Origin of the sequence: Janthinobacterium saanense, from assembly GCF_014200675.1 — a bacterium.
Classification (GTDB): domain Bacteria; phylum Pseudomonadota; class Gammaproteobacteria; order Burkholderiales; family Burkholderiaceae_D; genus Janthinobacterium.
Window position 1 is genome coordinate 22753 of sequence record NZ_JACHCI010000010.1, and the last position, 21909, is coordinate 44661.

The 21909-nt window shown below is 60.7% G+C and carries 17 protein-coding genes; 13 read left to right on the forward strand and 4 right to left on the reverse strand.

What is annotated here, in order from left to right; translation table 11 throughout:
* Window positions 1-18 precede the first annotated feature (18 nt).
* Complete coding sequence (locus HDE72_RS14775; protein ID WP_183742437.1) at window positions 19-3327, forward strand: DEAD/DEAH box helicase; 3309 nt, start codon at window positions 19-21, stop codon at window positions 3325-3327.
* Here the strand turns inward: HDE72_RS14775 and recG are convergent.
* Window positions 3324-5450, reverse strand: coding sequence for an ATP-dependent DNA helicase RecG (recG, locus tag HDE72_RS14780; protein ID WP_183742191.1), 2127 nt, complete (start codon window positions 5448-5450; stop codon window positions 3324-3326). The genes HDE72_RS14775 and recG overlap by 4 nt on opposite strands.
* Before the next feature lie 177 nt (window positions 5451-5627).
* On the opposite strand from recG, the gene queA reads away from it, so the two are divergent.
* From queA to HDE72_RS14810, 6 genes are all read left to right on the forward strand, one after another.
* Window positions 5628-6677: a tRNA preQ1(34) S-adenosylmethionine ribosyltransferase-isomerase QueA gene (gene queA / locus HDE72_RS14785; RefSeq protein WP_183742193.1), complete on the forward strand. Its 1050-nt coding sequence runs from the start codon at window positions 5628-5630 to the stop codon at window positions 6675-6677.
* 26 nt (window positions 6678-6703) lie between these two features.
* Window positions 6704-7843 carry a tRNA guanosine(34) transglycosylase Tgt gene (tgt, locus tag HDE72_RS14790; protein ID WP_183742195.1) on the forward strand — a complete coding sequence of 380 codons (1140 nt, stop codon included), beginning with the start codon at window positions 6704-6706 and terminating at the stop codon, window positions 7841-7843.
* Between the two features lie 181 nt (window positions 7844-8024).
* Window positions 8025-8357, forward strand: coding sequence for a preprotein translocase subunit YajC (gene yajC / locus HDE72_RS14795; RefSeq protein ID WP_183742197.1), 333 nt, complete (start codon window positions 8025-8027; stop codon window positions 8355-8357).
* Between the two features lie 96 nt (window positions 8358-8453).
* On the forward strand, window positions 8454-10322 hold the full coding sequence (gene secD, locus HDE72_RS14800; RefSeq protein ID WP_183742199.1) for a protein translocase subunit SecD: 1869 nt from the start codon (window positions 8454-8456) through the stop codon (window positions 10320-10322).
* 90 nt (window positions 10323-10412) lie between these two features.
* A complete protein-coding gene (gene secF / locus HDE72_RS14805) occupies window positions 10413-11435 on the forward strand; it encodes a protein translocase subunit SecF (RefSeq protein ID WP_183742201.1) in 1023 nt (340 codons plus the stop codon).
* A gap of 80 nt (window positions 11436-11515) precedes the next feature.
* Window positions 11516-12223 (forward strand): helix-turn-helix transcriptional regulator, encoded by a 708-nt coding sequence (locus HDE72_RS14810; RefSeq protein ID WP_183742204.1) that lies wholly within the window; start codon window positions 11516-11518, stop codon window positions 12221-12223.
* 270 nt (window positions 12224-12493) lie between these two features.
* On the opposite strand, the gene HDE72_RS14815 is transcribed toward HDE72_RS14810, so the two are convergent.
* From HDE72_RS14815 to HDE72_RS14825, 3 genes are all read right to left on the reverse strand, one after another.
* Window positions 12494-13342 carry an HDOD domain-containing protein gene (locus HDE72_RS14815; RefSeq protein WP_183742206.1) on the reverse strand — a complete coding sequence of 283 codons (849 nt, stop codon included), beginning with the start codon at window positions 13340-13342 and terminating at the stop codon, window positions 12494-12496.
* 163 nt (window positions 13343-13505) lie between these two features.
* Window positions 13506-13790, reverse strand: coding sequence for a hypothetical protein (locus HDE72_RS14820; protein WP_183742208.1), 285 nt, complete (start codon window positions 13788-13790; stop codon window positions 13506-13508).
* Between the two features lie 47 nt (window positions 13791-13837).
* The gene (locus tag HDE72_RS14825; protein WP_260176704.1) at window positions 13838-14227 is read right to left on the reverse strand and encodes a MarR family winged helix-turn-helix transcriptional regulator; all 390 of its coding nucleotides are present in this window, start codon (window positions 14225-14227) and stop codon (window positions 13838-13840) included.
* A 196-nt stretch (window positions 14228-14423) separates the two neighbouring features.
* Between HDE72_RS14825 and HDE72_RS14830 the strand changes: the two genes are divergently transcribed.
* From HDE72_RS14830 to astB, 6 genes are all read left to right on the forward strand, one after another.
* A complete protein-coding gene (locus HDE72_RS14830; RefSeq protein WP_183742213.1) occupies window positions 14424-15368 on the forward strand; it encodes a GlxA family transcriptional regulator in 945 nt (314 codons plus the stop codon).
* A gap of 140 nt (window positions 15369-15508) precedes the next feature.
* Window positions 15509-16750, forward strand: coding sequence for an acetylornithine/succinylornithine family transaminase (astC, locus tag HDE72_RS14835; RefSeq protein WP_183742215.1), 1242 nt, complete (start codon window positions 15509-15511; stop codon window positions 16748-16750).
* Between the two features lie 100 nt (window positions 16751-16850).
* Entirely contained in the window at window positions 16851-17882 is a 1032-nt protein-coding gene (locus tag HDE72_RS14840) for an arginine N-succinyltransferase (RefSeq protein WP_183742216.1), read from the forward strand.
* Window positions 17883-17894: 12 nt separating this feature from the next.
* Window positions 17895-18941, forward strand: coding sequence for an arginine N-succinyltransferase (astA, locus tag HDE72_RS14845; RefSeq protein ID WP_183742218.1), 1047 nt, complete (start codon window positions 17895-17897; stop codon window positions 18939-18941).
* Window positions 18934-20415: a succinylglutamate-semialdehyde dehydrogenase gene (gene astD, locus HDE72_RS14850; protein WP_183742219.1), complete on the forward strand. Its 1482-nt coding sequence runs from the start codon at window positions 18934-18936 to the stop codon at window positions 20413-20415. The genes astA and astD overlap by 8 nt, the downstream gene beginning before the upstream one ends.
* A gap of 17 nt (window positions 20416-20432) precedes the next feature.
* Window positions 20433-21773: an N-succinylarginine dihydrolase gene (gene astB / locus HDE72_RS14855; RefSeq protein ID WP_183742222.1), complete on the forward strand. Its 1341-nt coding sequence runs from the start codon at window positions 20433-20435 to the stop codon at window positions 21771-21773.
* Window positions 21774-21909 lie beyond the last annotated feature (136 nt).

The window sequence follows — 21909 nt, forward strand, 5'->3', positions numbered from 1 at the left end:
CGGGACAGTATTGTGAGTATGACCTTTAGCGCCGATGACGTTGCCGCCGGCTTTGATGCCGGCACCTTGCAGCGCGGCCGCGATTATGCGCGCCGTGGAAAGGTGCGGTCCGTGACGCGTAGCGGCGATGAAATCAGGGGCGAGGTCGGCGGCAGCGATGGCCAGCGCTACAGGCAGGAAGTGCGTATCAAGCCGGGGCCACGCGGCGTGCGCTTCGATGGCGATTGCAGCTGCCCCATGGATTACAACTGCAAGCATGTGGTGGCGCTGCTGTCGCACTATCTGGAATTGACGCCGCCACAGCCTGTCGTGGTGTCCGGCGATAGTCTGTCACCGGTGCTGCAGTCCTGGTTGCAGGGCCTGGCGCAGGCGCTTGTACCCAAGCCGGTAGTCAAGCGTGGCGGCGCCTTGGCGCACGCCATGTATCGTCTGGTGTATGTGCTGATGCCGAACGCTGCCGGCAGGCTGGAACTGCTGCTGTGCCGCGCACGCCTGCGGGCGAACGGCGCGATCATGTCGGCAGCCGTGCTGGCCAATATGTACGACATACGCAACAACCCTCCGGGCTATATGACGCCGGAAGATCATTATGCTGCGCAGCTGTTTTTCCTGTTACGTAGCGGGACCGAATTTGCCCGCGCTGTTGCCGAAATACGTGGCGCCATTGGGGCGGAACTATTGCAGAAACTGCTGCAAGGGCAGCGCCTGTTCCGTGCCGCCACGCCCGATGATTTGAAGGCCGGCTTGCTGATTCCGGTACAGGGAGTGACCGAGCGCCATGCGCGCCTGGCCTGGGCGGTGCAGGACGATGACAGCGTCATGCTGCGTTGGGAAACGCCGGACGGCGTAGCAATCGACCATGTGCTGGCGACGCAGCCGGCGCTGTTTGTGCACGGCGAAGAAATGGGACCGTTGATCTTGCCAGAGAATTTGGCCGGCATGACACCCCAGGAGCGCCATGCATTGGTGATCAGTGCGCCACGCGTGGCCGCCAGTCAGCGCGGAGTGTTGACGCGCGCACTGGCATCGCAAGGACTGGAGCGCGTCATGGCGTCACCGCCAGAGCTGCGCAAGATTGTCCGGCGCGATATTGCGGTCCGTCCTTTCCTGCTGCTCGGTAGCGTAGACAACGATACCCCCGCCGCACCGCCGCATGACTTCGCGCTGCTGGCGTTTGACTATGACGGCATGCGCGCCTCGGCCGATGCCGCGCAAAAGCTGCAGCGCCATACCGCCGGCGGCCATGAGACGATCAAGCGTGACGCCAGTGCGGAAAAGACTGCCATGGCCACCTTGCGCACGCTGGGATTTTCCATTCCCGACGCCGTCACCTCACCGCTGCGCTCCGTGGCGGGCATATTGCAGCTGCCGGGCGAAGCTGCCTGGATCGACTTCGCGGCGCATGGCGTTCCCGCCTTGCGCCAGCAGGGCTGGTTGATCGAGTACGGTCCCGGCTACCGTTATGAACTCGCGCATATCGATGCATGGTATGCCGAGGTCAATGACGAGGGGGACAACGCCTGGTTCGAACTGGCGCTGGGCATCGTTGTCAATGGACAGCGCGTTTCCTTGCTGCCCGTGCTGCTGCAGTTGATACGCGTAGCGCCCGGGCACTTCAATCCAGCCGCGCTGTCTTTGCACGACGATGCCGACCACCTGATCGCCAGGCTGCCCGATGGTGTCCAGGTGGCGCTGCCATGGAGCCGTATCAAGCCCATCCTGCATACCCTGGGCGAGCTGTATTTCAAGGAACGCATCGGCGAGGGCCTGCGCCTGCCCATGCTCGATGCCGCCCGCCTGGCCGAACTGGAAGCGGGCGTGCAATTGCGCTGGACGGGCGGCGAACGGCTGCGCCAGCTGGGAGTGAAACTGCGTGACTTCACCGGCATCGCCCAGGTCACCGCGCCGCTAGGCCTGCAAGCGGACCTGCGCCCCTACCAGGCCGAAGGACTGGCGTGGATGCAGTTCTTGCGCGAGTATCAGTTCGCCGGCATTTTGGCCGATGACATGGGTCTCGGTAAAACCATCCAGACCCTGGCCCACATCCTGCTGGAAAAGGAAGCGGGACGTTTGACGGCGCCTGCGCTGGTGGTGGCGCCGACCAGCCTGATGGGCAACTGGCAGGCCGAAGCAGCGCGCTTTACGCCAGGCTTGCGGGTGTTGCTGCTGCACGGCCCGCAGCGGGCGCAGCATTTCGAACAGATCGGCCAGTACGACCTGGTGCTGACCACCTATGCGCTGCTGCCGCGCGACGAAGAGACCCTGCGCGGCCAGCGCTTCCATTTGCTCATTCTCGACGAGTCGCAATACATCAAGAACAGCCGCGCCAAGGCGGCCCAGACTGCCAGTTTGCTGCAAGCCACGCACCGCTTGTGCCTGACCGGCACGCCGCTGCAAAATCACCTGGGCGAATTGTGGGCGCAGTTTCACTTCCTGATGCCGGGTTTGCTGGGGGATGAAAAAACCTTCAATGCCGAGTTCCGCAAACCGATAGAAAAGCTGGGTGATAGTGCGCGCAACGCTTTCCTGATCCGCCGCATCAAGCCCTTCCTGCTGCGCCGTACCAAGGACAAGGTGGCCAAGGAATTGCCGCCCAAGACAGAGATGGTGCGTGAAGTCGAACTGGCAGGTGCGCAGCGCGACCTGTACGAAACGGTGCGATTGGCGATGGATAAAAAAGTGCGTGCGGAGATCGCCGCCAAAGGCCTGGCGCGCAGTCAGATCGTGATCCTGGAAGCCTTGCTCAAGTTGCGCCAGGTCTGTTGCGATCCGCGCCTGGTGGCAGGCGCCGGCAAGAAAAGCGCGGCGCCATCGGCCAAGCTGCTGGAGTTGATGGAGATGCTAGCTTCCCTGCTGGCTGACGGCCGCAAAGTGCTGGTGTTTTCGCAATTTACCAGCATGCTGGCGCTGATCGAGGAACAGCTGCGCGAGCGTGGCATCGCCTATGCCTTGCTGACGGGCGACACGCGCGACCGCACTGCGCAAGTCACGACGTTTCAGCAAGGCGCCGTGCCGCTCTTTTTGATCAGCCTGAAGGCAGGCGGCGTCGGCCTGAACCTGACTGCGGCCGATACCGTGATTCACTACGATCCGTGGTGGAATCCGGCGGCTGAAAACCAGGCAACCGACCGTGCCTGGCGCATCGGCCAGGACAAGCCGGTATTCGTCTACAAACTGATCGCCAGGGGCACGCTGGAAGAGAAAATCCAGGACATGCAGCGCCGCAAGGCTGAACTGGCCAATGCGGTGCTGGCCGACGGTCCGGCCCAAAAGCTGGCGATCACGCACGATGACTTGCAGGCGATTTTCGCGCCGCTGCCAGTTTAGACTTTCAAAAACTCTTCCTTGTTCCCCAGCCAGCGCGCCAGATGCGTTTCCACCACGGCGGCGCTGGCGGGTGACTTATCGTGCAGCAGGTCGTGGGCCACGTCGCGGGCCTGGTCGACCAGCCATTGGTCCGTTTCCAGGTCGGCGAAGCGCAGCATGGCCTGGCCGGACTGGCGCGCGCCGAGGAATTCGCCGGGGCCGCGGATTTCCAGGTCGCGGCGGGCGATTTCAAAGCCGTCCGTGGTTTCGCGCATGGTCATCAAACGCTGGCGCGCCACGCCGCCCAGCGGTCCCTGGTATAGCAGCAGACAGGCGCTGGCCGCCGAACCGCGCCCCACGCGTCCGCGCAGCTGGTGCAGCTGCGACAGGCCGAAACGCTCGGCGTGCTCGATCACCATCAGCGAGGCATTGGGCACGTCCACGCCCACCTCGATCACGGTGGTGGCCACCAGCACGTGCAAGTGGCCGGCGATGAAGGCGTCCATCACTTCCTGCTTTTCGGCCGGTTTCAGGCGGCCATGCACCAGGCCCACCTGCAGCGCGGGCAGGGCTTCGGCCAGCATCATGTAGGTGTCGGTCGCCGTTTGCAGCTGCAGCGCTTCCGATTCCTCGATCAGCGGGCACACCCAATACACTTGCCGGCCTTCCAGCGCGGCCGCATACACGCGGGCGATCACTTCATCTCTCCGGTTCTGGTCGATGGCGCGCGTCACAATCGGGCTGCGTCCGGGCGGCAGTTCGTCGATCACCGACACTTCCAGGTCGGCGTAATAGGTCATGGCCAGGGTGCGCGGGATCGGCGTGGCCGACATCATCAGCTGGTGCGGCACGGCCGCGCTGTCGCCCTTGTTGCGCAGGGTCAGGCGCTGGCCCACGCCGAAGCGGTGCTGCTCGTCGACGATCACCAGTCCCAGCTTGGCGAACTGCACATTATCCTGGATCAGCGCATGCGTGCCGATCACCAGTTGCGCCTCGCCCGATTCGATCAGGGCCAGCGCCGCCGTCTTTTCCTTTTTCTTCAGGCTGCCCGTCAGCCAGGCCACTTTCACGCCCAGCGGCGCCATCCAGCCGGCGATCTTGCGGAAATGCTGCTCTGCCAGAATCTCGGTGGGCGCCATCAGCGCGGCCTGGTAGCCGCTGTCGATCGCTTGCGTGGCCGAGAGGGCCGCCACCACCGTCTTGCCGCTGCCCACGTCGCCCTGCAGCAAACGCTGCATGGGATAGGGCTGGCGCAGGTCGGCGCGGATTTCATCGAGCACGCGCGCCTGCGCGCCCGTCAGCTTGAAGGGTAAAGCTGCCTGGAACGCCAGCGACAATGAGCCGATCACCGGCAGGGCGGCTGCGCCTTTCGAGCGGCGCGCGTACTGGGCGCGTTTCAGCGACAACTGCTGGGCCAGCAGTTCATCGAACTTCATGCGCACCCAGGCCGGGTGCGAGCGGTCCATCAGCGCGCTTTCATCGATCTGCTGCGGCGGATAATGCAGCAGGCGCACGGCCGCCTGGAACGGCGACAGCTGCATCTCGCGCAGCAGCTGGTCCGGCAAGGTGTCTTGCCAGTCGATGCGGCGCATGGCGTCGGCGATCTCGCGCCGCAAGACGTGCTGCGACAGGCCTTCACCCGACGGGTACACGGGTGTCAGGGCGGTCGGCAGCGGTGCGCCTTCGTTGACGACTTTATAGGTCGGGTGCACCATCTCGGCGCCGAAAAAACCATGTTTGAGTTCGGCGCGGGCACGCACACGCGTGCCTTCGGCCAGTTGCTTGACCTGGCTGCCATAAAAATTCATGAAGCGCAGCAGCAGATTGCCCGTTTCGTCGGCGATGGTCACCAGCAATTGCTTGCGCGGCTTGAAATTGACTTCGCACTTGGTGACCACGCCTTCGACCTGCCACGATTCACCGCCGTGCTGGCAGGCGTCGCGGATGGTGTACACCTTCGTCTCGTCTTCATAGCGCATCGGCAGGTGCAGCACCAGGTCCATATCGGTGCGCAAGCCCAGTTTGGCCAGCCGGCTTTCCGTGCTGACCACCTTTTTGGCGGCCTTCGGCTTGGCGGCGGGCTTGGCTGCGGGAGGAAGATCGGGCTTAGGATCGGACTTAGAATCGGGCTTAGGATCAGGCATATGCAAGGTTTTGGCGCCGCTAGCGTAAAATAGAGGGTTGTCCGGCACATCCCTGGCGTACCGCGATCAGATGATCTTGCGGCTGATTATTGTAATGCCTGTATAGGCGCACAGTATAGTGCCAGATGTCCAGTTGCGCATTTCTAATCACTTTACGTACTTTTTGAAGCAAAACGCATGTATTCGCTCTCCGATTTCGATTTTAATTTGCCGCAAGAAAATATTGCGCAAACTCCGTTGGCCGAACGCAGTGCGTCGCGCCTCTTGCATCTGGACGGCGAGACCCTGGTGGACCGCCAGTTTGCCGACATTGTCGGGCAGCTAGCCGCGGGCGACCTGCTGGTGATGAACAACACGCGCGTACTGAAGGCGCGTTTCTTTGGCGTCAAGGAAAGCGGCGGCAAGATCGAGGCCCTGGTCGAGCGCGTGCTCGACGACCGCACCGTCCTGGCCCAGGTACGCGCCTCGAAATCGCCGCCACCGGGCTGCCGCATCCGCCTGGCCGACGCCTTCGATGTGACAGTGGGCCAGCGCGCCGGTGAATTCTTTACCCTGCACTTCGAGGCCGACGTATTCGAGCTGATCGAGGCGCACGGCCGTCTGCCGCTGCCGCCGTATATCGAGCACGATGCAGATGAGTTCGATGAAACGCGCTACCAGACCGTGTTCAATAAAGTACCGGGCGCCGTGGCCGCACCGACGGCCGGCCTGCATTTCGACCAGGCCCTGCTCGACCAGCTGAAGGCCAAGGGCGTCAATTTTGCCTATGTCACCCTGCACGTGGGCGCCGGCACCTTCCAGCCCGTACGCACCGAAGTGCTCAGCGAACACAAAATGCACACCGAGTGGTACACCATGCCGCAGGAAACCGTGGATGCCGTGCGTGCCGCGCAACTGGCAGGCCGCGACGTGGTGGCGGTCGGCACCACCAGCTTGCGCGCGCTGGAATCGGCTTCGCAAACCGGGCAATTGCTGGCTGGCAGCGCCGATACGGCCCTGTTCATCACGCCGGGTTATGCGTTTAAAACCGTGACGCGCTTGATTACCAACTTCCATTTGCCGAAATCGACCCTGCTGATGCTGGTGTCGGCTTTTGCCGGCTATGAACCGATCCGCAGCGCCTACGCGCATGCGATCGCGCAAAACTACCGTTTCTTCAGTTATGGCGACGCGATGCTGCTGACCACGCAATCGCGCGCGCCGCTGAATTTAAACTCTATCGTTTGAACCCGACACAATAAGAAAGAAACCGCATGCTGGAATTTACCCTACTCAAGACTGACACGAGCGGCCTGACCAATGCGCGCCGTGGCACCTTGAAACTGAACCATGGCGTCGTGCAGACGCCGATCTTCATGCCAGTGGGCACTTACGGCTCCGTGAAAGCCATGTCGCCGCTGGAACTCAATGAGATCGATGCGCAGATTATTCTGGGCAACACTTTCCATCTCTGGTTGCGTCCAGGCAATACCGTGATGGAGAAATTCGGCGGTTTGCATGGTTTCATGGGCTGGAACAAGCCAATTTTGACCGATTCCGGTGGTTTCCAGGTGTTTTCCCTGGGCGCCATGCGCAAGATCACGGAAGAGGGCGTGCATTTCAACTCACCGATCAACGGCGATAAACTGTTCCTGTCGCCAGAAGTGTCGATGCAGGTACAGCGCGTCTTGAATTCGGACATCGTCATGCAATTCGACGAATGCACGCCGTACGAAATCCAGGGCCGTCCGGCCACCATCGAAGAAGCAGCGAAATCCATGCGCATGTCCTTGCGCTGGGCCCAGCGCTCTAAAGATGAATTCCACCGCGGTGAAAATCCGAACGCGCTGTTCGGTATCGTGCAGGGCGGCATGTATGAAATGCTGCGCGACGAATCGCTGGCCAAGCTCGAAGAGATCGATTTCCCTGGCCTGGCCATCGGCGGCCTGTCCGTCGGCGAGCCGAAAGAAGACATGATGCGCATGCTGGCCCACGTGGGTCCGCGCCTGCCAGCCAACAAGCCGCATTACCTGATGGGTGTGGGCACGCCGGAAGATCTGGTGGCGGGCGTTTCGAACGGTATCGATATGTTCGATTGCGTGATGCCGACCCGTAATGCGCGCAATGGCTGGCTATTTACGCGTTTTGGCGATATCAAGATCAAGAATGCCAAATACAAGGAAGACCAGGCGCCGCTCGATGAAACCTGCAGCTGCTACGCCTGCCGCAATTTCTCGCGCGCCTACCTGCATCATTTGCACCGTTCCAAGGAAATTCTCGGCGCGCGCTTGAATACCATCCATAATTTGCATTACTACCTGGATTTGATGCGCCAGATGCGTGTAGCGCTCGATGAAGACCGTTTCCATGCATTTACCCTGCAATTCCACGCGGAACGGGCCCGTGGGACCTGAGTTAATAGCAAGGCAATGATAAGTTAGTATCAACTTGACGCTTGGTTGGGGCGAGAAAGCATTGCATAATGCATTTTTAGCCCCATTTAAAGCTGCCATGTCTGCAAATAAGGGCATGGCGTAATAAGCCAATGCTAGAATACAGCGCTATTTTTTCAAACTGATTAGAACTGGAGTCACCGTGTTTTTCATTTCCAACGCTTACGCGCAGTCCCCTACCGAAGCCCTCGGCCTCGGCGGCAACCTGACCAGCTTCCTGCCGCTGGTATTGATGTTCGTGGTCATGTATTTCCTGATGATCCGCCCACAGCAAAAACGCGCCAAAGAGCAAAGGGCGATGATGGACGCGCTGGCCAAGGGTGACGAAGTCGTGACCGCCGGCGGCTTGCTGGGCCGTGTCGTCAAGGTCGTCGACACCTATGTCACCATCGAAGTGGCGAGCGGCACCGAAGTTCTGGTGCAAAAAAGCTCCATCACCACTTTGTTGCCAAAAGGCACCCTGAAGGCACTGTAATTCTTCGCAGTAATCACTAGTGTGATTACTGGCCGGGGCGGCCACCGGCCGCCCTACGCGACGCCTCCGACGCTCAACACTGAACGCTGAATCAATATGAATCGCTACCCTGCCTGGAAATACATCATCATCGCCGTCGCCTTATTCTTGGGCGCACTGTATACGGCACCCAACTATTTCGGTGAATCACCGGCCTTGCAAGTCACTAGCGGCAAGTCGACTGTCAAAGTGACGAGCGATCTGATGGCGCAAGTGCAGCAAGTATTGACGCAAGAGCATGTCGCCTCGGATGGCATCACCTTTGACGGTGTCGGCAATCTCGCTTCCGTGCGCGTGCGCTTCGCCGATCCTGATACCCAGTTCAAGGCAAAATCGCTGCTGGAAAAGGATTTGAACCCTGATCCTACTGACCCGGCGTACATCGTCACGGTCAACCTGCAAGCCAATACGCCGCAATGGATGCAAAAATTGCATGCCTTGCCGATGTTCCTGGGCCTGGACTTGCGTGGTGGCGTGCATTTCCTGATGCAAGTCGATAGCAAAGCCGTATTGACCAAAAAAGTACAAGGCATACAGTCTGGTGCGCGCAACTTGTTGCGTGACAAAAATATCCGCCACAGCGGCATTGCGCGCGTGGGCGACAATATTGAAATCAGCTTCCGCGACGCCGATACGCGTCTGAAAGCCAAAAACCTGCTGTCCGACCAGATGCAAGACCTGGTATTTGCCGATGCCGGCGATGGCAGCGACTTGAAACTGATCGTCAGCCTGAAGCCAGCCGCCCTGAAAACGACGCTCGACGAAGGCGTGAAACAAAATATCTCGACCCTGTCGAAGCGCGTGAATGAACTGGGCCTGACCGAGCCGTTGATCCAGCAGCAAGGTGCTGACCGTATCGTGGTGCAACTGCCTGGCGTGCAAGACGTGGCCCGTGCCAAAGCCATTATCGGCCGCACCGCGACCCTGGAAGTACGCCTGGTCGATGAAACCATCGTGCCTGGTACCGAACTGTCGAGCGCGATCCCGTTCAACTCGGAACTGTTTACTGTTGGCAAGGGCGTTCCTGTCGTACTGTCGAAAGACGTGATCCTGACGGGCGACTATATCTCCAGCGCCACGGCCAGCTTCGACCAGAACCAGCAGCCTTCCGTGTCGATCGACCTGAACGGCGACGGCGGCCGCAAGATGCGTGAAGCAACCCGTGAACGCGTGGGCAAACGCATGGCCATCGTGCTGTTCGAAAAAGGCAAGCCTGAAGTATTGTCGGTCGCCACCATCCAGCAGGAACTTGGTTCGCGCTTCCAGATCACCGGCATGGGCGGCGCTGAAAACGCCAATGAACTGGCGCTGCTGCTGCGCTCGGGCGCGCTGTCGGCGCCGATGACGGTGATCGAAGAGCGTACCATCGGACCACAACTGGGCGCTGAAAACATCGCCAAGGGTCTGCATTCGACCATGTACGGCTTCCTCGCGATTGCCGTCTTCATGATCATCTACTACATGATGTTTGGCGCCTTCAGCGTGCTGGCCCTGGCTTGCAATCTGTTGCTGCTGATCGGTTTGCTGTCGATGATACAAGTGACCTTGACCTTGCCAGGTATCGCCGCGATTGCGCTGGCGCTGGGTATGGCGATTGACGCCAACGTGCTGATTAACGAACGTATCCGTGAAGAGCTGCGTGCCGGCAGTACGCCGCAGGCAGCCATCTCGGCCGGTTTCGACCGCGCCTGGGCCACGATTCTGGATTCGAACGTGACCACCCTGATCGTCGGCGTAGCCCTGCTGGCCTTTGGTAGCGGTCCGGTGCGCGGCTTTGCAGTGGTGCACTGCCTGGGTATTTTGACCTCGATGTTCTCCGCCGTCTTCGTGTCGCGCGGCGTGGTCAATCTCTGGTATGGCCGCAAGAAAAAGCTGACCACGCTGTCGATCGGCACGGTCTGGGTGCCTGGCATCAGCGGCAAGTAAGCCACCTGCCAGACTCACTCAATAGCGTCAACAGCGATAGCGTCCGGTGGCCCAGCCAGCGGACGCACAGAACAGAACACAGAGGATTTCATGGAATTTTTCCGGATCAAAAAAGATATTCCCTTCATGCGCCATGCGTTGATTTTCAACGTGATTTCGGCCCTTACCTTCGTTGCCGCCGTATTCTTCCTGGTGCACAAGGGCTTGCACCTGTCCGTGGAATTCAAGGGCGGCACCGTGATGGAGGTCAAGTACCCGAAAGCGGCCAACCTGGAAGGCATACGCAATACCCTGATCGGCATGGGCTATGAAGAGCCGGGCGTGACCAGCTTCGATACGGCGCGCGACGTGATGATACGCCTGCCGGTAGAGAAAGACGTCAGCGCCGCCAACACCTCGCTGCGCGTATTTGATGCACTGTGCAAGGCTGAAAACGGCAGCACCAAGAGCGTCGACAAGGTCACCGAGAAGGGCGAGCACATCGTCAAGAACGCCTGTATCGATGCGGCTGGCAATGAGTCGGTCGATCTGCAAAAAGTGGAATTCGTTGGCCCGCAAGTAGGTGAAGAACTGGCCCAGAACGGCTTGAACGCGCTGGTGATGGTGATTATTGGCGTGATGATTTACCTGGCGATCCGCTTCGAATGGAAATATGCGGTCTCCGCCATTTTCGCGAACTTGCATGACGTGGTCATCATCCTGGGTTTCTTCGCCTACTTCCAGTGGGAATTCTCGCTGACGGTGCTGGCGGCGATCCTGGCCGTGCTCGGCTACTCGGTCAACGAATCGGTGGTGATTTTCGACCGTATCCGCGAGAACTTCCGCAAGCAGCGCAAGGCAAGCGTGCAGGAAGTAATCGATAGCGCGATCACCAGCACCATTTCGCGTACCATCATCACCCACGGCTGTACCCAGATGATGGTGTTGTCGATGCTGTTCTTCGGCGGCCAGGCTTTGCACTACTTCGCGGTGGCGCTGACCATCGGTATCTGCTTCGGTATTTACTCGTCCGTGTTCGTCGCTGCCGCGATCGCCATGTGGCTGGGCGTGAAGCGTGAAGACTTGATCAAGCCGGTCAAGGAAAAAGATGAAACCGACGGCGCCGTAGTCTAAGCGTTCGAGGCCATAGCGATGCCGCCCCGCGCAAGCCGGGCGGCATTTTTTATTCAAGCAATGTGTAAAGCGAGATTGCCATGAGCCGTAGCGGCCGTTTATTCCTGCTGATGGACGCCATGCGCGGCAAACGGGTGCCGGTGACGGCCGCCGCGCTGGCCCAGCAACTGGGTGTTTCGGAGCGCACCATTTACCGCGATATCCAGACCCTGGCTGAACTGGGCGCGCCGCTGCAGGGCGAGGCGGGCATCGGCTATGTGCTGCGCAAGGGGGCTTTCTTGCCGCCGCTGATGTTTGGCGCCGACGAACTCGAAGCGCTGGTGCTGGGCGCGCGCTGGGTGCGGCGCCAGGGCGATGCGGGCCTGGCGCAGGCAGCCAATAATGCGTTGGCAAAGATCGCCGCCGCGTCCCCCAGCGATTTGCGCGACAGCATGGCGGGCACCAGCCTGTGGGTGCCGCTGGGCCGGCCCGCCGATGGCAGCGAAGTGGCCGACCGTTTCGTGCAGCCGGTGCGCCTGGCGATACGCCACGAACAGAAAATCACCCTCGCTTATGCAGATGAGCACGGTGCAGCCAGCGAGCGCACCGTGTGGCCATTTGCCTTGGCGTATTTTGAAGGCAAGCGCCTGCTGGCGGCCTGGTGCGAATTGCGCGGCGATTACCGCCATTTCCGCCTCGACCGTATTGCCAGCGTGGCCAGCGTGGACAGCGGCGAGCGTTATCCCACGCGCCGCCATGCGCTCTTGAAGGTTTGGCGTGATAAATATGACATTAAGCCGGAGGATTGAAGTTACTGACAAAAACTGTCAGTCCCAGACTCTGCGATGGTCTTTTCTACACTGACTTTGGCGTGGCTGCAGCGCTGATGTAGCGCGAGCGCCTCATTGTGTGCCTGGCAAGCAACGGAAGTGATCCTGATCCCGGCATGAATGTGTGCGCTAAGTGTGGCAACGCACGGAGGCAGCCATTTGACGCGCATAAGATAGGGCTGTCTCTTTCAGGACATCCCTAGCTTTGGACTTTACCCGCTTTCGAGCGGGTTTTTTTTTGTACCATTTTTAGTGCATCAGCACTTTAAGCAGCGATTGCACTTCATCGTCCGACTCGGCCAGGATGCTCGACAAGGTGGCGTCGTCGCCGATCACGCAATCGATGCTGCGCGCGGCGCGGGCGGCCCGTACGGCGATGGCGGCCGGGCTTTCATTGAGGGGTGACGCGACCGGTGCCAAATCATTGGCCAGCAGCAGGGTGTCGCCCAGCGATTCCGGTGGAATCGCGCGCAAGCCTTCCCATAGCGAAGTGATGGCGTGCATTACGGCTTCCGGCACTTTGAGTTTGGTCAGCACGCCATGGCCGATGGCTTGCTCGCCATGTTCGACCCAGTCATGCGGGTCGCCGTCCAGGATGCCGGGAAACTCGGCCGCGCGCGACAGCAGATAAAAGCCGCCCACTTCATGCACGATGCCGGCGAACAGCGCCGTATCCGGGTCGACTTTGGTCACCCTGCGCGCGATCACTTGCGACAGCGCCGCCACGTGGGCCGTATGTTCCCACAACTGGTTGGCCTTGGCCTGCAGCACCGGATCGCTGATGGTGCTGCCCAGCTGGCGCACGATCAGCGACGCCACCACCGATTGCAAGGTGCGCACGCCGAGGCGCTGCACGGCATTGCGCACGCTGGTGATTTCATTGCCGGAACGGTTGAATGCCACCGAATTGGCGATGGCCACCGTACGCGCAGCGAGCAGCGGGTCCGCCTGCACCAGCTTGGCGGCCGCCTCGATATGGCAATCGGGATCGGCCAGCGCCTGCTGCAGTTTCAGCGAGGCATCCACATTGGCAGGAAAGGTCAGCTCGCCACGAGCAGCTTGTGCGGCGATGCTTTTAAAGGCGTCGAGTCTGTTCATTGAAAAAATTATACTCGCAATATTTCTTCGCAGAACTTTTTAAATGTGATCTTTTCGCAAACAGCCTGTCCGCAGGCAGTAACTGCCCCGTTAACGAAAAAATGGGCATGCCGCGCTCAGCACGGGATGCCCATTTTTTTAGTATTGTTGTTTATATTGCTATTTAATCAGCTTCGCTGAAGATTGCGTCACAACCTTCGACCAGTTCGTCGCTGCCTTCCAGTTCATCCGTCAGGCCCAGGTCGAACAGTTCTTCCACGGCGTTCATGAAACTGTTGTGTTTGGTTGCACCGATCAGGCGATAGATTTCACCATCCTCATTGCGTACGCCGATGATCAGTTTTTCCTGGCGTACCAGTTCCGGCGTGCTGGCGTTGAGCAAGAGGTTGCCGATGATGTGTTTATCGAAATGGGCCGGTTTTTTGCCGTCGAGCAGGGTGGTTTTCAACTTGGTTTCCTTTGTCTTGTTTGAATCTGAGTCTGTTTGATACGTTGTCAGCTACGGCTGTTGGCGATGGCATGTTTCAGTCCCGCCAGGGTTGTTTCCAGGCGGACAAAGTCGTCTTCTGTATAGCCGGTAAATAAACCCTGGCCTTGCTTGGTCAGCTTGGGGAATACCTCATGAAACAGGCTTTCACCCTCGCAGCTCAGGCGCACGAAGTATAAGCGCTTGTCGCGCGTACAGCGCTTCCTGATGACTAATCCCTTTTGTTCCAGCCGGTCGACCACACCCGTCAGCGTGCCCTTGGTGATCAGGGTTTTCTGGCCCAGTTCCTTGAAGGACATGCCGCTGGTATTGCCCAGCGTGGCGATGATGTCGAATTGTGCATGTGTCAAGCCATACCCGCGCACGAAGTCGCTCGCAAAGCGTTCGAAGTCTTGCATGCATTCGGCCAGCAGCCGGATACTTTTTAAATATCGTTCACCCATAGGCCATGATTATATCCTTCCGCCCCGTTTTTTTCCGGGGCACCCGGCCGCGTGTATGACGGACCCGGCAATCCAGAACTCCGTGGTCCAGAATGGTGCGAACCCGAGTATCATAGCCGGACCCCAGCCATTGCCCCGACCAGCCCCGCCGATGTCCTTCGCTAACCTTGCCCGTATCGGCCTCGACAAACCACTGCGCCTGTTGCTGATCCATACCGGCGATGCCGAATCGATCACCTGGGCTGGCCTGGTGCAGCCGCTGCGCCTGTGCGCGCGCGCGCTGGGGCCCGATGCGCTGCAGCTCGACATCCGCACGCCGGAGCAGGTGGCCGGGCAGGGTGGCCACTGGCATATCGCGCTGCTGGTGGCCGATGAAACGGAAGCGCCCTTGCGCGCCGAGCTGTGCCGGGCCGTGATCGAACGCTGCCGTTCGGCGCCGTTCTGGGGCGGCGTGGGTGCGGCCGTGCTGTGGCTGGCCGACGCGGGCGTGATGGATGGCGTGCGGATCGCTCTGCCCTGGGCCCTGTACGCCGATGCGGAAGCCAAGGCCGAGCGGGCCATCTTGACGCCACATCTGTTCGATATCGATGGCCCCCACATCACTTGCTGCGGTGGCGCGGCCAGCATCGACTTTGCGCTGACCCTGATCGAGGCCGTGTTTGGCGCCGACGTGCAGGCCCTGATCAAGGAAGCTTTGTGCGTGGACAAGGTGCGCGGCAAGGAAGAGCGCCAGCGCGTGGCCCTGCAAGCGCGCTTCGGCTTGCTGCAGCCGAAATTGTCTGAAGCGGTGACCTTGATGGAAGCCAATATCGAAGAACCGCTGTCCACGGATGACATTGCCAGCCTGGTCGGCCTGTCGCGGCGCCAGCTCGAGCGCTTGTTCAAGCAATACCTGGGCAGCCTGCCCTCGCGCTACTACCTGGAGCTGCGGCTGCAGCGTTCGCGGCAATTGTTGCTTGATACACATTATTCCATCGTGCAAGTAGGTCTGATGTGCGGTTTTTCCTCGGGATCGCACTTTTCCACCGCCTTTGGCACCTTATTTGGCAATACGCCGCGCGAGGAACGGCAACGCAAGCTGATGCCGCCGGCTTGACCTTGCGATGGCGAGCCGTGATCAATTGTGAAAATCCTTGTCGCAGATTCAAAAGAGTTTTAGCATCCCGCTTTTTATAATGCCGTACACGCGTAGCTGTCGTAGCTGCGGGAGTACCTAACATATGATGGGGAAATGCTATGAATGCCAAGCTTGATTCGACCGTAACCGCGCGCCCAGTCACCCGGGAAACCTTTGACCAGTTCCTGGTGCCTACCTACGCTCCCGCCACCATGGTGCCGGTGCGCGCCGCTGGCCTGGACCTGTGGGACCAGGCCGGCAAGCATTACCTCGATTTCACTTCCGGCATCGCCGTGACCAGCCTGGGTCACTGCAATCCGGTGCTGGTCGACGCACTGACCAAGCAAATCAATGCGCTGTGGCATCTGGGCAACGGCTACACCAATGAGCCAGTGCTGCGCCTGGCGCAAGCGCTGACGGAAGCGACCTTCGCCGACCGCGCGTTTTTCTGCAACTCGGGCGCGGAAGCCAATGAAGCCGCCCTGAAACTGGCGCGCAAATATGCGCACACCAAGTTTGGCGCGCATAAATCGCGCATCATTTCGTGCTTCAGCTCCTTCCACGGCCGCACCCTGTTCACGGTGTCCGTCGGCGGCCAGGCCAAGTACACGGAAGGCTTCGAGCCGCTGCCGCAAGAAATCAACCACATCGCCTACAACGATATCGAAGCGGCGCGCGCCGCCATCGGTGACGACGTGTGCGCGGTGATCGTCGAGCCGGTACAAGGCGAAGGCGGCGTGGTGCCAGGCAATCCGGAATTCCTCAAGGAACTGCGCGCCCTGTGCGACAAGACCGGCGCCCTGCTGATTTTTGACGAAGTCCAATGCGGCATGGGCCGTACCGGCGCCCTGTTTGCCTACATGGGTTATGGCGTCACGCCAGACATCCTGACGTCTGCCAAGGCGCTGGGCAATGGCTATCCGATCGGCGCCATGCTGACCACCGAGACGCTGGCGCAAACGCTGGCCGTCGGCACCCACGGCACCACCTACGGCGGCAACCCGCTGGCGGCCACCGTGGCACTGAAAGTGCTGGAAACGATCAACACGCCAGCCTTTTTGGCCCGCGTCAAGGAAGCCAGCGTGGCCACCATCGCCATGCTGCAAGGCTTGATCACGGATTACCCGCAAGTGTTCTCGGCCGTGCGCGGCAGCGGTTTGCTGCTGGGCCTGGTCGTCAGCGATGCCTATAAGGGCCGCGCGAAAGATATCCAGAAAGCCGCCGAGCTGCAAGGCTTGATGGTGCTGATCGCCGGCATGGACGTGGTGCGCCTGGCGCCGGCCCTGATCGTCTCGGACGAACAGATCGCTGAAGCTGGCCGTTTGCTGCGCGTCGCCGTGGAAAGCCTGGTCAAGGCGTAAGCCCTGATCCTCAAGTGATAACATCGGCCCGCAGCCTGAGTTACCTGGCTGCGGGCCGTCTTGGTTTTGCCCCAGTAGTATCTGCATTGAAGGAGTATCCATGTATGTTGTCCGTCCGGTAGAAATTGCGGATATCGCAGCCCTCGAAGCGCTGGCCGCGGTAACCATGCCGGGTGTCCATACCCTGCCGAAGACGCGCGAGAAAATCGCCGCCTCCGTCGAGCGCTCCATCGCCTCGTTTGCCGCCCACGTCGACATCCCCAGCGAAGAGTCATATCTCTTCGTGCTTGAATCCCTGCTCGACAAGAGCATTGCCGGCACAGCCGCCATCTTTGCCTCGGCCGGCTCGAACGGCACTTATTTTTCCTTCCGCAACGACGTCATCCAGCAAGTCTCGCGCGACCTGAACATCAGCCACAGCGTGCATGCGCTGACCCTGTGTTCCGAGTTGACGGCGTATTCGCAGCTGTCCAGTTTTTATGTGCGCAATATGGACCAGGCGGGCCTGGAAGCGGCCTTGCTGTCGCGCGCCCGGCTGCTGTTTGCCGTCCTGGCGCCGCACCGTTTCGGCGACCGCTTTTTCGTGCCGCTGGCCGGCATCACCGACAGCGACGGCCAGTCGCCATTCTGGGATGCGCTGGGCCGCAAGTTCTTCCAGATGGATTTCCTCGATGCCGAAAAAGTCATCGGCGGGGCGCGCAACCGCACCCTGATCGTGGAACTGATGCCGCATTACCCCGTGTACGTACCGCTGTTGCCAGGCGATGCGCAGGCCGCCATGGGCCAGATCCACCCGAGCGGCGAACTGGCTTTTAATTTGCTGACGGAAGAAGGCTTTGAAGCGGACGACTACATCGATATTTTCGATGGCGGTCCTATCCTGCAAGCCCACAAGAATTCGCTGCGCTCGTTTACCGGTTCGCTCACGCGCCGTGCCGTGCTGGGCGCCACGCCCAGCCGCACGGGCTTGAAAGTGAACTACGCGATCGCTTCTGGCGCCGAGCGCAATTTCCGCGCCGTGACGTTTAGCTGCGACGCGCTCGAAGCGCAAGACACGGTCGGCTTGCCGGCCGAACTGCTCGAAGCGCTGGCGGTGTCAAGCGGCGACAGCGTCATTTGCGTACGCATCTAAGGAGATCATCTTATGCTAGTAGTACGCGCCATCAACGCCCATGACCTGAACGCCCTGTACGATCTGGCCAGCCAGGTCGGCACCGGCATGACCACCCTCAAGCCCGACATGAAAATGCTGGGCGACCGCCTGGAAATCGCCTGCGCCTCGTTCGCCGAAACCATTCCGGTGCCCCAGCGCGACTATATGTTCGTGATGGAAGACACCGATACGGGCCGCCTGGCCGGCGTCTGCGCCATCAAGGGCGCAGTGGGCCTGGAAGAGCCGTTTTATAACTACCGTATCGGCACCTTGGTGCATTCGAGCCGCGAACTCGACGTCTTTACGCGTATGGAAACGCTGTATCTGTCGAACGATCTGACGGGCAGCACCGAACTGTGTTCGCTGTTTTTGCACCCGGACTACCGCAGTGGCAACAACGGCAAGCTGCTGTCGAAAAGCCGCTTCCTGTTCATCGCCCAGTTCCCGCAGCTGTTCACGGAAAAGCTGATCGCCGAAATGCGCGGCTACCAGGCGCCGGACGGCAGCTCGCCATTTTACGAAGGCCTGGGCCGCCACTTCTTCAAGATGGATTTCCACCATGTCGATGACTTGACCAGCCTGGGTAAAAAATCCTTCATCGCCGAGCTGATGCCGCGCCAGCCCATGTATGTCGCCTACCTGCCCGACGAAGCGCAGGAAGTGATCGGCAAGGTCCATCTGAGCACCGCACCAGCGCGCCGCTTGCTGGAACAGGAGGGTTTGCACTTCGAAGGCTATGTCGATATTTTCGACGCCGGTCCCGTGCTGCAGGCGCGCGTGTCGGAACTGCGCGCCATGCGCGACAGCATGCCGGCCGTGCTTGCCGACGCGGAAGCACTGGGTGACGAGACCGCCGACGCCGAGCCTTACCTGGTATCGAACACCGATTTACAGGATTTCCGCATGATCGTCACGAACGCGTATCCGCACGGCGGCAAGCTGGCCTTGTCCGACGATGAATTGCAGCTGCTGCGTTGCCAGCACGGCGACACCGTGCGCACCTTGTCACTCAACCCGAGGAAGAATCCCCATGCCTGATCTCAATAGCACGCAATCGAACTTCATCAACGGCGCCTGGCTGCCAGGCAGCGGCCGTGAACTGCTGACCATCGATCCATCGAATGGCAAGCAGACCTGGGCCAGCCTGGAAGCGACACCGGCGCAAGTGGAGCAGGCTTGCCAGGCTGCCCGCGCCGCGTTTGAAGGCTGGGCCGACACGCCGCTGGAAGAGCGCATCGCCATCTGTCTGCGCTTCCGCGACCTGCTGAAAGAACACGCCGAAGAACTGGCGCTGCTGATTTCGGAAGAAGTGGGCAAACCCTTGTGGGAATCGCGCACGGAAGTGGCCACCATGGCCAACAAGATCGATATCTCGGTGCAGTCCTACAACGCGCGCACCGGCATCACGCAAAGCAGGATCGCCGATGGCGACGCCGTGCTGCGCCACCGCCCGCATGGCGTGTTCGGCGTGTTCGGCCCGTATAACTTCCCTGGCCACCTGCCTAATGGCCACATCGTGCCTGCCCTGATCGCCGGTAACACCGTCGTCTTCAAGCCCAGCGAATATGCGCCGCGCAGCGCCGTGAAAACGGTGCAGCTGTGGCAGCAGGCCGGCGTGCCCAATGGCGTGATCAACCTCGTCAACGGCGGGCGCGACACGGGCGTGGCGCTGGGCGCGCAGCCCTTGCTGGACGGCGTGTTGTTTACCGGTTCCTGCCAGACGGGCGTCAGCCTGCACCGCCAGTTCGGCGGCCAGCCAGGCAAGATGCTGGCGCTGGAAATGGGCGGCAACAATACCTTGGTCGTGTGGGATATCAAGGACGTGGACGCCGCCGTGCACCACGCGATTTTTTCCGCGTTTGTCTCGGCTGGCCAGCGCTGCACCTGCGCGCGCCGCCTGGTAGTACAAGACAATGCCGCCGGCGCCGCCTTCGTGGCCCGCCTGGTGGAAGTGGCGGGCAAACTGGGCATCGGTGCTTCCGACGCCCAGCCGCAACCGTTCATGGGCCCTGTGGTGTCAAGCGCCGTGGCGGCGCGCCTGGTGCAGGCGCAGGCCGACATGGTCGCCAAGGGCGGCGTCAGCTTGCTGCAGATGCGCCAGTTGAATCCGCAGGCAGGTTTCGTTACGGCCGGCATCGTCGACGTGACCGGCGCCACCGGCATTCCTGACGAAGAGTGGTTCGGCCCCTTGCTGCAAGTGATACGCGTGGCCGATTTCAACGCCGCCCTGACAGTGGCGAACGCCACCGAATTCGGCCTGGCGGCGGCATTGCTGTCCGACGATCCAGCCCTGTGGCAAACCTTCCAGGTGCGCGCCCGCGCCGGCATCATCAACTGGAACCGTCCAACCACGGGCGCGGCCAGCACGGCGCCGTTCGGCGGCATCGGCAAGTCGGGCAACCATCGTCCTAGCGCCTATTACGCAGCCGATTACTGCGCTTACCCGGTCGCTTCGATCGAGAACGGCGTATTGGAAATGCCGGCCAAGCTCTCGCCCGGCCTGAATTTTTAAGGTTTAAAGGAATACCCATGCACAGCACGCGCGAATACAACTTTGACGGCCTGGTCGGCCCATCGCATAACTACGCGGGACTCTCGTTCGGCAACGTGGCCTCGTTCAGCAATGTGAAAAGCGCTTCGAATCCCAAGCAGGCCGCCTTGCAGGGCCTGGCCAAGATGCGCGCGCTGGCGGCGCGCGGCTTTGCACAAGCCTTGCTGCCGCCGCAGGACCGGCCCAACTTCCGTCTGCTGCGCAGTATCGGTTTTACGGGCAGCGACGCCGAAGTGCTGGCGCGCGCCTACCAGGAGTCGCCGGTGATCCTGGCGTGCGCGTATTCCGCCTCGCCCATGTGGACGGCCAACGCCGCCACCGTCAGCCCATCGGCAGACACGCTGGATGGCCGCGTGCATTTCACGGCCGCCAACCTGAATAACAAATTGCACCGCGCGTTTGAACACGCTCAATCGGCGCGCAGCCTGCGCGCGATTTTCAACGATGAACAGTACTTTGCCGTGCACGATGCGCTGCCCTCGACGCCCGCTTTTGGCGACGAAGGCGCGGCCAACCATACGCGTTTGGGGGCTGCCCACGGCGCGCCATCGGTGGAACTGTTCGTGTATGGCCGCGTGGAGTTCGATCCATCGGCGCCGTCGCCGAAACGCTACCCGGCCCGCCAGACCCTGGAAGCGTCGCAAGCCGTGGCGCGTTTGCATGGCCTGGACGCCAAGCGCACCGTCTATGTGCAGCAAAATCCTGACGTGATCGACCAGGGTGTATTCCATAACGACGTGATCGCCGTCGGCAATGGCAATGTGCTGTTTTATCATGAGCAGGCGTTTGCCGATGAAGAAGCCAGCCTGTCGCAGCTGCACCGCGCGGTGGCTGCCACCGGCGCCGAATTACAGGCGCTGCGCGTGGACACGGGCCAGGTGCCGATCACGGACGCCGTCAGCAGTTATCTGTTCAACAGCCAGCTATTGAGCAAGGATGATGGCAAGATGGCGCTGGTGATTCCGCAGGAATGCCAGGAAAACAAGGCTGTCTCGCGTTACCTGGAAGGCCTGGTGGCCAGCGGTGGGCCGGTCGATGAATTGATTCACTTCGATCTGCGCCAGAGCATGCGCAATGGTGGTGGTCCGGCGTGCCTGCGTTTGCGCGTGGCGCTGACGGAATCGGAAGCGCGCGCCATGCACCAGGGCGTGATCATGACGGAAACGCTGTACCATCGTCTGGTGGCCTGGGTCGAGCAGCATTACCGCGACCATCTGGAGCCGAGCGACCTGGCCGATCCGCAATTGGCGCTGGAAGTGCATGCAGCGCTTGAAGAATTGACGATCATCCTCAACTTACCGGGATTGTATGATTTGTAGGCGATAGAAAAAATATACAAGAAATCAGGGACAGACTATTCGTAGTACAGACAGAATTGGACGGGCGACCCCCGTCTTTTAACAGCGCTGCCGCCCAGCCACAAGCCCGAACGACAGCGTTGGACATTCACATGAC

Coding starts and splice junctions, on each gene's coding strand:
- HDE72_RS14775 (WP_183742437.1), top strand. CDS start 19: ATGACCTTTAGCGCCGATGACGTTGCCGCCGGCTTTGATGCCGGCACC.
- recG (WP_183742191.1), bottom strand. CDS start 5,450: ATGCCTGATCCTAAGCCCGATTCTAAGTCCGATCCTAAGCCCGATCTT.
- queA (WP_183742193.1), top strand. CDS start 5,628: ATGTATTCGCTCTCCGATTTCGATTTTAATTTGCCGCAAGAAAATATT.
- tgt (WP_183742195.1), top strand. CDS start 6,704: ATGCTGGAATTTACCCTACTCAAGACTGACACGAGCGGCCTGACCAAT.
- secD (WP_183742199.1), top strand. CDS start 8,454: ATGAATCGCTACCCTGCCTGGAAATACATCATCATCGCCGTCGCCTTA.
- secF (WP_183742201.1), top strand. CDS start 10,413: ATGGAATTTTTCCGGATCAAAAAAGATATTCCCTTCATGCGCCATGCG.
- HDE72_RS14810 (WP_183742204.1), top strand. CDS start 11,516: ATGAGCCGTAGCGGCCGTTTATTCCTGCTGATGGACGCCATGCGCGGC.
- HDE72_RS14815 (WP_183742206.1), bottom strand. CDS start 13,342: ATGAACAGACTCGACGCCTTTAAAAGCATCGCCGCACAAGCTGCTCGT.
- HDE72_RS14825 (WP_260176704.1), bottom strand. CDS start 14,227: ATGCAAGACTTCGAACGCTTTGCGAGCGACTTCGTGCGCGGGTATGGC.
- HDE72_RS14830 (WP_183742213.1), top strand. CDS start 14,424: ATGTCCTTCGCTAACCTTGCCCGTATCGGCCTCGACAAACCACTGCGC.
- astC (WP_183742215.1), top strand. CDS start 15,509: ATGAATGCCAAGCTTGATTCGACCGTAACCGCGCGCCCAGTCACCCGG.
- HDE72_RS14840 (WP_183742216.1), top strand. CDS start 16,851: ATGTATGTTGTCCGTCCGGTAGAAATTGCGGATATCGCAGCCCTCGAA.
- astA (WP_183742218.1), top strand. CDS start 17,895: ATGCTAGTAGTACGCGCCATCAACGCCCATGACCTGAACGCCCTGTAC.
- astD (WP_183742219.1), top strand. CDS start 18,934: ATGCCTGATCTCAATAGCACGCAATCGAACTTCATCAACGGCGCCTGG.
- astB (WP_183742222.1), top strand. CDS start 20,433: ATGCACAGCACGCGCGAATACAACTTTGACGGCCTGGTCGGCCCATCG.